Source organism: Aliinostoc sp. HNIBRCY26 (genome assembly GCF_050235535.1).
Taxonomy (GTDB): domain Bacteria; phylum Cyanobacteriota; class Cyanobacteriia; order Cyanobacteriales; family Nostocaceae; genus Trichormus.
The window spans coordinates 495,111-508,854 of the sequence record NZ_CP189852.1 but is presented as its reverse complement, the minus strand read 5'-3'; the positions used below and the strand labels follow the sequence as shown (position 1 = coordinate 508,854).

Annotated in this window: 12 protein-coding genes; 1 reads left to right on the top strand and 11 read right to left on the bottom strand. The window is 39.0% G+C overall.

Annotated elements, in window-relative coordinates:
* Positions 1-234: 234 nt before the first annotated feature.
* The 3 genes from ACQFX9_RS02100 to ACQFX9_RS02090 all read right to left on the bottom strand — a co-directional run bounded on the left by ACQFX9_RS02100 (position 235) and on the right by ACQFX9_RS02090 (position 1,696).
* Entirely contained in the window at positions 235-417 is a 183-nt protein-coding gene (locus ACQFX9_RS02100; protein WP_427160491.1) for a CsbD family protein, read from the bottom strand.
* A gap of 74 nt (positions 418-491) precedes the next feature.
* Entirely contained in the window at positions 492-674 is a 183-nt protein-coding gene (locus tag ACQFX9_RS02095) for a CsbD family protein (RefSeq protein WP_103140096.1), read from the bottom strand.
* Between the two features lie 533 nt (positions 675-1,207).
* Positions 1,208-1,696 carry a hypothetical protein gene (locus tag ACQFX9_RS02090; protein ID WP_236142311.1) on the bottom strand — a complete coding sequence of 163 codons (489 nt, stop codon included), beginning with the start codon at positions 1,694-1,696 and terminating at the stop codon, positions 1,208-1,210.
* 348 nt (positions 1,697-2,044) lie between these two features.
* Here ACQFX9_RS02090 and uvrB point away from each other — a divergent pair, with 348 nt between their 5' ends.
* Positions 2,045-4,042 carry an excinuclease ABC subunit UvrB gene (uvrB, locus tag ACQFX9_RS02085; RefSeq protein WP_427160490.1) on the top strand — a complete coding sequence of 666 codons (1,998 nt, stop codon included), beginning with the start codon at positions 2,045-2,047 and terminating at the stop codon, positions 4,040-4,042.
* A 317-nt stretch (positions 4,043-4,359) separates the two neighbouring features.
* On the opposite strand, the gene ACQFX9_RS02080 is transcribed toward uvrB, so the two are convergent.
* From ACQFX9_RS02080 to devC, 8 genes are all read right to left on the bottom strand, one after another.
* Positions 4,360-4,761 carry a hypothetical protein gene (locus ACQFX9_RS02080; protein WP_427160489.1) on the bottom strand — a complete coding sequence of 134 codons (402 nt, stop codon included), beginning with the start codon at positions 4,759-4,761 and terminating at the stop codon, positions 4,360-4,362.
* A 404-nt stretch (positions 4,762-5,165) separates the two neighbouring features.
* Complete coding sequence (locus ACQFX9_RS02075; RefSeq protein ID WP_427160488.1) at positions 5,166-6,431, bottom strand: glycosyltransferase; 1,266 nt, start codon at positions 6,429-6,431, stop codon at positions 5,166-5,168.
* A 75-nt stretch (positions 6,432-6,506) separates the two neighbouring features.
* A complete protein-coding gene (locus ACQFX9_RS02070) occupies positions 6,507-7,763 on the bottom strand; it encodes a glycosyltransferase (protein WP_427160487.1) in 1,257 nt (418 codons plus the stop codon).
* Positions 7,764-8,336: 573 nt separating this feature from the next.
* Positions 8,337-9,596, bottom strand: coding sequence for a glycosyltransferase (locus ACQFX9_RS02065; protein ID WP_427160486.1), 1,260 nt, complete (start codon positions 9,594-9,596; stop codon positions 8,337-8,339).
* Positions 9,597-9,724: 128 nt separating this feature from the next.
* A complete protein-coding gene (locus tag ACQFX9_RS02060) occupies positions 9,725-10,192 on the bottom strand; it encodes a DUF2141 domain-containing protein (RefSeq protein ID WP_427160485.1) in 468 nt (155 codons plus the stop codon).
* Positions 10,193-10,225: 33 nt separating this feature from the next.
* Complete coding sequence (locus tag ACQFX9_RS02055) at positions 10,226-11,236, bottom strand: glycosyltransferase family 2 protein (protein WP_427160484.1); 1,011 nt, start codon at positions 11,234-11,236, stop codon at positions 10,226-10,228.
* Between the two features lie 221 nt (positions 11,237-11,457).
* Complete coding sequence (locus ACQFX9_RS02050; RefSeq protein WP_427160483.1) at positions 11,458-12,459, bottom strand: NAD-dependent epimerase/dehydratase family protein; 1,002 nt, start codon at positions 12,457-12,459, stop codon at positions 11,458-11,460.
* Between the two features lie 101 nt (positions 12,460-12,560).
* Entirely contained in the window at positions 12,561-13,739 is a 1,179-nt protein-coding gene (devC, locus tag ACQFX9_RS02045) for an ABC transporter permease DevC (RefSeq protein ID WP_427160482.1), read from the bottom strand.
* Positions 13,740-13,744 lie beyond the last annotated feature (5 nt).

Sequence of the window (13,744 nt, the reverse complement as noted above, 5' to 3'; positions counted from 1 at the left end):
TAAACTAGATTATTTATCTGATATTTTTTAGATTTTATTGATTTCGACCGCTATATTTGCAATTTATTTTGAAGCTTTTTGCCTCTCTAATAGGGATTGAACTGCTGTATTATAGGGTTTAATTTAAAATAATTACAGCTTAGAAATGTAGAGATATGAGATACATATCTCTACAGTAGCTACTAGATTCCTACCAACTAAGGAGAGCCTTCAACCGACCATATAAAACTAGCTTCAGTCAAGCTTTTTTTTCACTTCGTCTTTGACATTCTCAACGGTATGACGAACTTCACTTTCAGCTTGCTTGGCTTTTCCTTCCGCTTGATCTTGGGGATCGCCAGTTACATTTCCTAAAGCTTCTTGAGCTTTACCTTCGATATTTTTAGCTGTGGCTTTTGCCTTATCTTCTAAACTCATAATACACTCCTAAATTATTGTGATGTGAAATTATTTCTCAAGCAATAAAGAAAATTTGAGATTAATTGATTAATCTAGTCAAGATTTTTTCTCACTTCATCTTTGATATTTTCGATGGTGTGACGAACTTGGCTTTCAGCTTGCTTGGCTTGTCCTTCAGCTTGGTCTTGAGGATTACCAGTAATGTTTCCTACTGCCTCTTGAACTTTACCTTCGATGTTTTTAGCGGTAGCTTTTGCTCTTTCTTCTAAATTCATGTTTCACTCCTACAATTAGCTGCAAGAAAATTATTTTTCCAAGCAATTACTATGAATTGACCTGATGTTGTTTGCCTGCAACAATATATAATTTAGCTTCATATATTTCGCAAATCTTCCACCACAAGATATATTATTCATCTATGCACAAAGACATAATGAGGTATATTTAAGCAATATAAAAATACGATGATTCGGTTCGTAGTGAGGACTTTAGTTATCAGAAAAGGACTAAAGTCCTCACTACAAACCTTTAATTATTTAACCTGTTATATAGGAATCATATTTGATTTCTGAAAAAAGCTCAGTACACCTCTGTTACTTCTTTTCCTGTTCCCTGTTCCCTGTTCCCTGTTCCCTATCTACGCAAATCATTTCAATAATCAAGTCGGATTCCTATATTTAGTTAATATATAGGAATCATATTTGATTTCTGAAAATCATCAATACAAACAAATCAAAAACCCAGTTCCTTAATAGAAGTAACTGGGTTAATAATAGATTGATTAAAATTAAGCAGATTCTTTGTTTCTCTAGTCTATAAAACCCATCAGATTCTCAGAATCATCAATATCATTGGAAGCCACAGGACGATTACCCATCACAGAATAGCTGCTGGAAATGACTAGCGCACTAGAAGAGATGGGACGAACTCCTGACAAATTAATACTGTCAACAACTTGAATTGTATTAGCAGCGATAGGACGAATTCCCATCACATTCATTGTTTCAACAACTTCCAAATGACTAACTCCTATGGGACGTAACCCAGCACTTGAAAATGTGTGAGATACTTCTAAATCACTACTAGTAATGGGACGATCGCCTGCAACGGCTAATTTCCCTACCACCTCTTGTTTATTGGACTTTTCTATCTCCACTGGCAGATTAGCACCTTTTTCGACCTGTTCTTGATTCGAGCTATGACCTTGGTTATTTTCAACTTCCACCGTTGTTTCTCCTTTAAGTTTGGCACGTCTTTGCCGAGGGCTGACCGTTTTGCCATTACTGCTGATGGTCATAACTAGACACCTCTGGTTTCTTAACTTGACTTTACAATATTTAAGGAAAGCTTAAAATATTTCCTATATAAGAGAGTTTAACCTTAAATAACCTTGCATAGATATAAGTATCTTCAAAACTGATACATAAGTAAATTTAAACTGCGAATTTTTGTAAAATAAAATTACTGAATTGAAAAGGGACTGGGGATTGGGGATTGGGGACTGGGAATTTTGGATTGAACTCAAAGCAAAATACTAGCGTGGGAATAAGGATAACGCTTGTGTTCCCTATACCCTTACACCCTTACACCCCCAGATCCCATCCCTAACGCTACTATGAAATAGGGTATTTTTTAGTACAAATGTATGACAGAATTTGGTCTGCAAGCTCCCTTTAGTCCGACTGGCGACCAACCGCAAGCGATCGCCCAGTTAGTTGCTAGCATAGAAGCAAATAACCGTTATCAAACCTTACTAGGCGCGACGGGAACAGGTAAAACATTTTCCATCGCCGCAGTCATTGAGAAGGTGGGTAAGCCGACTTTAGTTTTGGCGCACAATAAAACCCTAGCTGCACAACTTTGTAATGAGTTGCGGGAATTCTTCCCAAAGAATGCTGTGGAGTATTTTGTCAGTTACTACGACTACTATCAGCCAGAAGCTTATATTCCCGTTACTGATACATATATTGAGAAGACAGCAGCCATTAATGACGAAATAGATATGCTGCGTCACTCAGCCACGCGATCGCTATTTGAACGGCGTGACGTAATTGTTGTAGCATCAATTAGCTGTATCTATGGTTTGGGTATCCCTTCCGAATATCTCAAAGCCGCCATCCCCTTAAAAGTAGGGATGGAAGTCAATCAACGCGAGATTTTACGGGATTTAACTTCAGTACAATATAGTCGCAACGACCTAGAAATGGGACGGGGACGTTTCCGTGTCCGTGGTGATGTGCTAGAAATCGGCCCCGCCTACGAGGATAGAATTATTCGGGTAGAATTCTTTGGCGATGAAATTGACGCAATTCGCTATATTGACCCAGTTACAGGGGAAATTCTCCACAGTTTATCAGCCGTCAATATTTACCCAGCGCGTCACTTTGTCACCCCAGAGGAACGCTTAGAAATCGCCTGTGAAGATATCGCCGCCGAATTAAAACAACGCAAAGCCGAACTCGAAGAAGCCGGTAAATTAGTAGAAGCACAGCGTATAGACCAACGCACACGCTACGACTTAGAAATGTTGCGGGAAGTTGGTTATTGTAACGGCGTAGAAAATTATTCCCGTCACTTAGCAGGCAGACTAGCTGGAGAACCACCAGAATGTTTAATTGATTATTTTCCCAAAGACTGGCTATTAGTAATTGATGAGTCTCACGTTACTGTCCCCCAAATTCGCGGGATGTATAACGGCGACCAAGCCAGAAAAAAAGTCTTAATTGAACATGGATTTAGATTGCCTAGTGCGGCTGATAATCGACCTTTAAAAGCTGAAGAGTTTTGGACGAAAGTCAATCAATGTATTTTCGTTTCTGCTACCCCTGGAAATTGGGAATTAGAAATTTCTGAAGATAGAATTGTCGAGCAAGTAATTCGCCCTACCGGAGTAATTGATCCAGAAATTTTTGTCCGTCCCACCGAAGGACAAATTGATGATTTATTAGCAGAAATTCAAGACAGAATAGACCGTCAAGAACGGGTATTAATTACCACGTTAACTAAACGCATGGCGGAAGATTTAACAGAATATCTCCAAGACCATAGCATTCGTGTGCGTTATTTACATTCAGAAATTAATTCCATTGAACGCATTGAGATTTTACAAGAATTACGCGAAGGCAACTTTGATGTTTTAGTGGGTGTAAACTTACTGCGGGAAGGCTTAGATTTGCCGGAAGTTTCCTTAGTGGCAATCATGGATGCTGATAAAGAAGGATTCTTACGTGCTGAACGTTCCTTAATTCAAACTATTGGGAGAGCCGCGCGTCATATCCGAGGACAAGCGATTTTATATGCCGATAATTTAACAGATAGCATGATTAAAGCTATTGAAGAAACCGACAGGCGGCGGGGAATTCAAATGGCATATAATCGACTGCACGGAATTACACCACAGCCGATTGTGAAAAAATCAAGTAATGCAATTTTATCTTTCTTAGATATTTCTAGAAGGTTAAATGCCACAGATTTAGCAACTGTACAAGAACAGATAGGAGAATTGCCGTTAGAACAAATTCCTGAGTTGATTACTCAATTAGAAACTCAGATGAAAGAAGCAGCAAAGAAATTAGAATTTGAAGAGGCAGCAAAATTGCGCGATCGCATCAAGCAACTGCGCGATAAAATGCTAGGACGCTAGATCAGTCGCTTGTGTTGCTTGACATCAACCCAACACCAACAAATACATGATTGCAAATTTATAGATTAGTAGGGTGCGTCAGTATAAATTCTTGAGATAGTTAGCTTTTCTCTCGCTGACATACCCTACATTCATTGATACCAATTCACTAAAATTATGAAACAGATTCAAATCCAGAAACTCTTGCAAAATATGGATTTTCTAAATTTGATTCAGGGGTGAAGCTCCTCGCTCGTCCCAATTCCTCTCACAGTCCAACCCGTGATTCTATTGTTTGTTGGCTTTGGTAAATACCATCGATTGAGATAACCTATTCCCTAACGACTCCATAAACTACCACCAAAATTCTCTCCACCTGAGATTTTTTGGATACGATTACCTGATATCCTCAGCGTCATCTCACCATATCCTCTAATCGTACCTTTAGGAACATCAGCCCAACTGCCAATTATTTGGTTGTCCCTGATTGTACCCTGAAATACGTTTGACCAAGTTTCTCCACCATCAGCACTTTGACCATACCACCACAACTGATTCCCCACTTGGCGAATAAAGTAAACTCCACCATCATTACAGTTCCAAACGCCTGTTAAACTACTAGCTTGTGCAACAGTAAAAGATGTTTGAGAAAGCTTTGTAGAAAGTAAAGTATTGTTTTCTTGTGTTAAGACTTGAGGCTTTCGATTAGAAGAATTAGCATAAGTTGATTGAGATATCATTATAACTGAAAGCGGAATCATTGACATATACGCAAGTTTTAATAATCCAAAACTTGGCTTTCTGGATTGCATAAAATTCCCCTTAAGTTTGTATTTCATTACTGTCTATACGTAGACAATTAGTAATTTAACTGAATAATTTATCATCTGGAAATTTGCTTTTATATGAAAAATCATAAAATGTCATAAAAATTCAGGTACAGTCACACTACTTTTAATTGCGATCGCTAACACCTTATAAAATAAGCAGATGTAAAAACTCAAATTGAAATATTATATTAATTTAAAATTAAGATGGAATAGTTAATAGTTAAGGGTTTCAATCAAACTCTGGAATTTAGAGTTCGTAGTAAGGACTTTAGTCCTGAGATGAGGACTAAAGTCCTCACTACAAACTCTTGTTACTAAACAACCGTAATTGCTGACGTGTTTGAGACTTTTACCAACTCGTAAAGTTTGGTTTCAAATTTCTCCATACAGGCTGACCAATCGTATTCCAAAATGGAAGGACGAGCCTGTGCGGCCATAGCTGCTTTCAGTTCAGGGTTAGAGAGAATATCTACAACCTTTTGAGCAAAATCTGCGGGATTGTTGGGTTCAGCTAAAAAGCCATTTTGACCAGGAGTTACTTGTTCTGAAGTTGACGGTGCTAAGGCTGCAACTACAGGAGTACCAGAAGCCAAAGCTTCGTTAGTGGTGGTGCAGAAGTTCTCTGTCACCGAAGGATTGACAAACACATCCGCACGCGCAAACCAACCTAACAACTCTGTACCATGAGACTCACCCCAGATAGTAATACCTGAGCCGAACTTTTCAGCGCGTTTGCGAATTTCTGCATCTAGAGGGCCACTACCCACAATCACTAAATGCACGTCGGGAATTTTAGCCGCAATCAAGGGATAAGCATCAATTAATTGGGGAACATTCTTTTCAGCAGTGATGCGTCCCACAAAGAGAATCGTCGGTCTATCATCGTCAGGGATGGGGTTGTGAGAGATGTTGCGAGGATGGAATTTTTCACAATCTATTCCCTGATAAGGGACATATTCGCTAGGGTAGCATCCTAAATTTTGGTATTTAATCAGTTGTTCGCGAGAAGAAAAGACATTGAGATCGTAGACTTCGCTAGACTGCTTCACCAGCATAGGAATGATGGGACGAAAGAACTTAAAGAAAACATCACCCAAGTAGTATCTGATATAAGCAACGATATCTGTGTGAAAGACTGAAATAATGGGGGTTTTAGTCCGTTGAGCGTACTGCACACCTACAGGACGACCATAACCTTGGATTAAAACCGAGTATACACCCCGCATTTGGGCTGATTCTTCAACAATGATGATATCAGGTTGAAACTCTGTGAGTAATTCGGTATCACTCCAATGGCGATAACTCAAAGGTTGGGGTAGAGATTTGTAAAAGATTAGGGGTTCAGTGGGGAAAGAGTAGGACGAGAAATTAGGATAAGACTTTAACTCATCTAACCCAGGCATAGGGCGATCGCCTACTTGTTTGGGATACTTATCATTAAACTGGGGATGGACTAAAAAAACTTCATGTCCCTGTTGTAGTAACCAACGCACCCTCTGGTGAACAGCAACGGAAACCCCAGTTAAAAAAGGAGCATATAACCCTGTAAATAAAGCAATACGAAGTTTAGGCTTGTTCATAATCTTGAATAAGTTTGTGAATCTTGTTTGATCAATTTGAATAAGGTCTGGGATTTACGCATTGATTCCAAGAGTTCACAGAGAAATTTGGCGATCGCTTGGTTGATCTTTCGTCTGATAAGGATGATATTCCTTTAATCGGATCTGCCAAGACCCTTGCACTTCATAGGTAACACCACGCCAATGGACTGTCGGCATATCCAATGAGCGAAACATGGCTATGGCATAAATCCAGTGTGTGAAAGGCATTCCTATAATCATCTTCCAGATGAGTGGCCATGATAATTCGATGACTGGCTTACCTTGAGAACGAATCACTGGCTGAATACTTAACTCCAAAATGATCATGAGCATCACTAACGCCAGTATATAAATTACGTACCAAAGGAAGGCGAGAGTAGCTGTATTCCCATCACCACTAAACCAAGCTAGTACCATCGCCACAATTAACAGATGTGGTAGCAAAATCGTCAACACCGTATCAGCCACCACCGCAGGCCACAAAGGATGGTAAAGACGAGAAGCCATTAATTGACGTTGTAACCAATACCTCAAACTCGGTAAATCTGTCTCCTCTTGATTCAACATAATCAAAGAAGGTACAAACTTCACCTTCAGGTTATGTTTACCCAAGACACTACGAATCATCGTGTCTTCGCCAAAGGCTTGTCCCCACTTCTCCAACAGTCCTGTCTGATGCAGCACCTCTGTCTTAATAGCTAAAGTCCCACCCCAAGGAATCCCGTAGAGGGACATCTGTACAACAGCTGAAACATTCCAGATGTAACGAACTAGAGAACCCCAATACCTACCAGTTGGAAGATACCAACGATTTCCTGTAGTTGCACCCACAGAAGGATTATTTAACGGTGAGACTAATTCCCGCAACCAATTGGAATGCACTATCGTATCAGCATCAACTAACGCCACAACCTTATAAGACTCATCTAGTTCTGATACCGCTTGAATTAAAGAACTACATTTGAGACTACAGGTCTGTCGGATGCTTCGCAAATGATTAATTTGGTAATTAGTCACACCCAATTGATTAATCGTATCGCTCACAACTTGCCAAGCTGGATCTTGTTCACTATCGATAATCAGCTTCACATCGTAATTTGGATAGTTTTGCTGAAGTAGCGATGTTAAACAATTAGGTAAAAACGGGTCAGCACCCCTTAAACACAACAAAACGGCTGTTTTCGGTAATTGCTCATCCGGCAAAGTTTTGGAACGAGAATTTAAACTCCACAAAAACAGCAAGATGATACTGACCTGAATAACTAACCAACTCACCAAAAATTTCGATATCGATACCACAAAATCATTCATTATTTATGACCTCTAAAAAAATCATTCACCAGTTATTTACAAAGCTCATGATCTGTTCTAGAGAGCATATCTAATTGTGATTGAGTGACTATGAAGTCTTGCACCACGATCTGAAGCAAAAATTTCTTCATGTTTTTAGAGACTCCAATCAGCAATTAAATTCTCGATATTCCCAGGATTAATCGGAAATAAAACCAATTCGCAATTCGCAATTCGCAATTCGCAATTAATTCAGCCACCCACAAGGGGTGGGGTTTTTAACTACCTTCTCTACGAGAGGCTACGCCAAGGGAAACAAGGATTTTTTCGCCCACTAGGGGCGTTAGCGTAGCGGGACGCAAGTCCAGTTTTGAACCTATCTTTTTCCGATAAACAACTGTAGGATTTACGCAGAATTAAAACAGATCAAGAGTTTGCACCACTTCGTTATGTAAATCCTCAGTTAAAAACTTAATAGCTAATTCACTTCTCAAATCAAACCAGAAAACTCCTTTTAACCTGGTTCATTCTCTGGATTAACGTTGGCATTTATTCCTGTATTTCTTATGATCCAAAACCAGATAATAGGAGTTTTCAAAGAGAAATTTTGCTATCAACAGGTTGATCTAAAAAATCATAGGGATGATACTCGACCAACCGCACATTCCAAGGGCCGCGAATCCGGTAAACAATCCCTCGCCACTTTACAGTTGATATCCATATAGAAGAGAGCATCGCTAGCCCATAAACCCATTGTGTCAAAGGTATAGCTAACAAAATCCTTCCTATCAGTGGCAAAGACAATTTTGTCCCTGGCTGACCTTGATTGCGAATCACTGGTTGTAATACCATCTCAACCAGCAGCATTAACGAAAGTAATCCCAAAGTGTAAATACTGTAGGATTTAAACAATAAATCTGCTACTTCCCACTGGGCATCACCTAACGACAAGAAGAACAACACAATTGTAAAAGTGGGAAACAAAATACTAGACACAGCCTCACTGACAATAGCCAACCATCTGGGATGGTACAGACGCGAATAAAGAATCAGACGTTGGAGATAGTCAAGTATCCCCAACAAATCACACTCTTCACGATTCACCATAATCAGCGACGGCACAAACCTCACCCTCAAACCATGCTTTCTGAGGATGTTGTGCATCATCAAATCTTCCCCAAAAGCCTGCGCCCACTGCTCTAAAATTCCTGTATGACGCAGTACCTCAGTTTTCACAGCCAAAGTCCCACCCCAAGGAATACCGAATAGGTACATCTGCACAACTGAAGCGATATTTCCTGTGTAGCGTACCAATGAACCCCAGTATTTGCCAGTAGGTACATACCAACGATGACCGGTAGTAGCCCCAATTTTAGGATTGTCTAAAGGACTAACTAACTCTCTTAGCCAATTTGAATGTACGATGGTGTCTGCATCGACTAAAGCCACTACTTGATAAGAATCATCCAAATCAGAAATAGCTTGAATCAACGAACTACACTTGAGACTACAGTTGTGGCGAATAATTCTTAAGTGATGAATTTCAACATTAGTTACACCTAGTTGATTAACGGTATCATGAGCAATTTGCCAAGCTGGGTCTTCTTGACTGTCGATAATCAGCTTTAAATCATAATTGGGGTAATGTTGTTGTAAGAGTGCCTCAATACAGTTGGGTAAAAAAGGATCAGCCCCACGCAAGCAAAGAATTACAGCTGCTTTAGGTAACTGTTCATCAGGTAAATTTTTCGTCTGTGATAATCGCACATATAACAAAAACAACAGTGAAATAAATACCTGAATCCCCAACCATCCCAGTAAAGACCTAAACAAGAATGCTGCCAGTTCTCTCATGACATTTATAAGTCTCCGGCAACCTGTGCCATCTGTAATAGTTGAGAGGTAATTCAGCCAGTTAGTAGTAAGGACTTTAGTCCTTGAGAAAATCAGCACTAAAGTGCTTACTACCAACTATTGCCAACTTAAGGATCGAGTGAGTATTTCAAATCAATATTGACAGTTGTATTTTTGGTGACAGTAAAACTAGATTTACTAAACTTAGGTGTCCCAGTTTGAATAGAAACTTTAGGATTATTAGAAATCCCGAAACCTTCTTTGGGAATACCAAAGAAATCAGAATCTAGTTTTTGATTACCATTTTGATCATCTACTACAGCTATAGCGTAAGTGCCACGTTTCAAGCCATAAAAATGCTTAGTGATAGACTTACCTGTAATGCGAGTACAACCGCTTTGTACCTCGCTGCGATCGCTTAAAGGAAAGCCTTTTTCACTATCATAAATTCTCAGGCAAATTTGACCTTTTTGATGCCGGATTCCGTTGACAACTACTGTTAATTTAGATGTGGATTCTGCATTCAATGGTCTAATACAGGTAAAGCTTAATAAACTAGCTAGTAAAACCTGATGTAATCGATTCACTTGCAGCATTTTGATTCTCCTTAATAGGCAATTTTTCACTGACTAATCTTGTACAGATGCAGCTAATTCAGCATTGGATTCATCCGTCTTGAGTGGTATATAATGCCAACTTTGCCATATCTTTTGTGATGCTTTCAGCAAATCCTTAATTAACAAAGGTTCATTCCCTTTTAACTTTAGATATAAACTAATAGCGCAACGTAAATACTCATGTAAATTCATTTGCACCCGATATATGGAAATCACATACTCCCAGAACATTCGCCAGTGAGGGAACAAGATTTTTCCTTTTTTGGATGAATCCCACCATACTGTATAAGCATAAAAATCTGGGAATACACCTTCCGAGTATTGAGTATTCTTATCAGTAACTGATAAAAAACCTGGAAAAAACATACTCATTGATTGTTCTGGATGAGTGCGAGCAAAAAACAGATATTCGGGTATCTCATAAAATTTCCCTACTAGACCAAGCCTCAATAAAAAGATGCCATCTGCATTACCAAAACTACCCATCGGTGGCACTTTTCTCAAGGCATCAGAGCGAATTACACCATAAATGGGATAGCAAAGATGCTTAACCAACAACTCATGACAACGTTCGTATTTTTTAGGTGAATCTGCTTTGATATGGACATTGTAGTGTTGCAAAAATTCACCCTGTTCATCAATGAAAGATACTTGAGAAGAACACAAAATAAATGATGGGTCTTTGTCTAATATCTCAATACATTTCCTAATAAAATCAGGGTCATGTAAATCATCATGGGCAGCCCATTTGAAGTATTCAGTATTAGATAACTCAAACACCAGGTTAAAATTACGAGCGCAACCAATATTTTCTTGATTCCTGTAGTAGCGAATTCGTTGATCCTGAGCAGCGTAAGCTAGACAAATCGCTTCTGTATTATCTGTAGATGCGTTATCTGAAATAATTAATTCAAAATCTGTAAATGTTTGATTCAACAATGAATCTAGGGCATCTGGCAAAAATTTTTCGCCATTGTATACAGGTAAACCAATACTTAATCTCGGTGATTTTTCAGGCATCATAGTATGATTTAATCTTGTTGAGTATGCAATTGGATAATGCACACCTAAATAACATGTTGGATGAATGTTGTTTTTGATGGTAATTGGTTAACAATCAATTATTACTCTCCAGAATTTCAGGCGATGATTACCATCTCAGGGTCGGAAGATTTTAGCATCTCAAAGTTAAAATTTTGGGAGGGTTTATCGACTGTCAACTTCTACTTGATATTTCTAACTATCTATTTCAATAGTTTTTGAATATCAGTTTGATCTAGCCATTGTTTGGTATGACGCAGACCTGTTTCTAAATCGATTTTGGGTTTGTAATCTAATAAAGTTTGGGCTTTAGCAATTGAACAAGCATAGGGACGACTCATAAAATCTACCGATTCTGGGAGGATATCCGCTTTTTTACGAAATAGTTTTTGCCCCTGATGACGTAGTTTTAAAAACAGTTTAATTTCATCTTTTGGTAAAGACATCGGCGTTGGTAAACCTTCCATTGCGGCTAGTCGCATAAAATATTCTTTCCAGGAAGTTGCTTCGCCATCGGTGATATTAAAAATTTCGCCGTACGTCTGTTTTTCTACTACTAAAAAGATGGCATCAATTAAGTTATCTACATAGACATGATTAATCACACCTTGCCCATCATTAGGATAAGCAAATAACTTTTGACGCATGAAGTGAATTGGTCTAACTACCCAAGGTAAACTTCCAGGCCCATAAACATCACCAGCGCGAATAATAATGATGCCGAAATCTGGGGAAGAATTGAGGGGTAAAAGTTCCTTTTCGGCAGCTATTTTGGTTTGACAGTAGGGGTTATCGTTAGTGGAGAGTTGACCAGATTCGGTGATGCGATCGCTATAATCAAATCCATACACCAAAATACTAGAAAGATGCACAAAAGTCTTGACTCCAGCACTTTTAGCAGCTTTCGCCATGTTCACAGCCCCGCCAACGTTCATTTCCTGAAACTGTTTAATAGGGCCAGCTTCTTCGGTAAGTTGAGCAGTATGTAAAACAATATCTACTCCCTGACAAGCCTTTTGAGCCACAGTAGCATCAGTGATACTACCAACAATTACCTCAGCACCTAATTTTTTAGCCGCATCAGAATGATGAGAACTTTGCAACCCACGCACCTTTATTCCCTGTGCGATCGCTAACTCAGCCGCACGCAAGCCGATAAATTCATCAATTCCAGTAATGAGCAGAGTCTTGTTTTGCAAATTCATATTAAAGAGGGGTGTAAGGGTTTAGGGGTGTAGGGGCGGGGAACACAAAAAATTAATGACTGTTCCCTGTTCCCTAATGACTAATGACTAATGACTAATGACTAAAAAATATCTGCCGGATCTGCGGAGCGAAGTTTGTTAATAGCAAGTGCGCCTGAAGTTATGCACATTAATACGGCTGAAATAAAGACAATTAAAGCATTGTTTCCGGTCATAACAATTGGTAATTTTGTAGCTTCCATCGCAAAATTATATAAAGCTACGGAAACTAAAAACCCTGGGATGTAAGCTAATAATGACAATATTAAAGCTTGTTGAAATACCACATTTAAAAGATAAGAATTGGGATAACCAATGGCTTTTAATGTGGCGTAAGCAATAAATTGGGTAGCAATGTTGCTGTAGAGAATTTGATAGACAATAACCACACCCACAACAGAAGCCATTGTCAGCATGAGGTTGAGAATGAAACCAATTGGTGTTCTAGCAGACCAATATTGTTTTTCAAAATCAATAAACCCTTGGCGTGTAAATACCCTGACATCATTGGGTAAATTAGCACGTAAATTTGCTAATACTTTCTCTTTATCAGCCTTGGGGCTGAGAGTGATGATACCTATATCTATTTTTTCAACTGGGCGAGTATTGGGATTGATGCGAAGAAAAGTTGAGTCACTGACAATTAAGTTACCATCAACACCAAAGGAAGGGCCTAAACTAAATAAGCCACCAACTCTAACTTTGTAACCTCTAGGCCCATCAAAGGGAAAGATTTCAATTGTCTGTTCGGTATCGCCTTTTTCAAAATTTTCAGCAATCGGGCCAAATTCTGGTCGTGAATCCCTGTCAAATAACATGACATCAGGAATTTTCAGCCTATCTAAATTCTGCTCAATTTCAGGAATATTCAACACAGATTGTCCTGGGTCGAAACCCATTACATAGATAGAATATTTCTCCCCAGTTGCCGGGTTTTTCAACTTAGCAAATTGCAAATACATGGCGTTAACTGATTCCACGCCATCAAACCCTAAAGTTTGGTATAAACGAGTCCGAGAAAAACTTTGATTTGCAGTCAAAGCTTTATATTGAGAACTAACTAAAAATAAGTCACCTTTAAGGCTTTGATGTACGGCGGTAGCACTAGAATAAAGAGCATCTTGGAAACCAAGTTGCACAAACATCAGCAAAACAATGAAGGCAATACCGGCTACAGCTACCAGGAAACGCAGCCTTTGTTGCGCTAGCTGTAGCCATGCTAAAGGAATTTTAAAATTCATGGCTT

What these genes read in the sequence shown, in the direction of transcription:
- ACQFX9_RS02100 (WP_427160491.1), bottom strand. Translation starts at nt 417, where the DNA reads ATGAGTTTAGAAGATAAGGCAAAAGCCACAGCTAAAAATATCGAAGGT.
- ACQFX9_RS02095 (WP_103140096.1), bottom strand. Translation starts at nt 674, where the DNA reads ATGAATTTAGAAGAAAGAGCAAAAGCTACCGCTAAAAACATCGAAGGT.
- ACQFX9_RS02090 (WP_236142311.1), bottom strand. Translation starts at nt 1,696, where the DNA reads ATGACCATCAGCAGTAATGGCAAAACGGTCAGCCCTCGGCAAAGACGT.
- uvrB (WP_427160490.1), top strand. Translation starts at nt 2,045, where the DNA reads ATGACAGAATTTGGTCTGCAAGCTCCCTTTAGTCCGACTGGCGACCAA.
- ACQFX9_RS02080 (WP_427160489.1), bottom strand. Translation starts at nt 4,761, where the DNA reads ATGATATCTCAATCAACTTATGCTAATTCTTCTAATCGAAAGCCTCAA.
- ACQFX9_RS02075 (WP_427160488.1), bottom strand. Translation starts at nt 6,431, where the DNA reads ATGAACAAGCCTAAACTTCGTATTGCTTTATTTACAGGGTTATATGCT.
- ACQFX9_RS02070 (WP_427160487.1), bottom strand. Translation starts at nt 7,763, where the DNA reads ATGAATGATTTTGTGGTATCGATATCGAAATTTTTGGTGAGTTGGTTA.
- ACQFX9_RS02065 (WP_427160486.1), bottom strand. Translation starts at nt 9,596, where the DNA reads ATGAGAGAACTGGCAGCATTCTTGTTTAGGTCTTTACTGGGATGGTTG.
- ACQFX9_RS02060 (WP_427160485.1), bottom strand. Translation starts at nt 10,192, where the DNA reads ATGCTGCAAGTGAATCGATTACATCAGGTTTTACTAGCTAGTTTATTA.
- ACQFX9_RS02055 (WP_427160484.1), bottom strand. Translation starts at nt 11,236, where the DNA reads ATGATGCCTGAAAAATCACCGAGATTAAGTATTGGTTTACCTGTATAC.
- ACQFX9_RS02050 (WP_427160483.1), bottom strand. Translation starts at nt 12,459, where the DNA reads ATGAATTTGCAAAACAAGACTCTGCTCATTACTGGAATTGATGAATTT.
- devC (WP_427160482.1), bottom strand. Translation starts at nt 13,739, where the DNA reads ATGAATTTTAAAATTCCTTTAGCATGGCTACAGCTAGCGCAACAAAGG.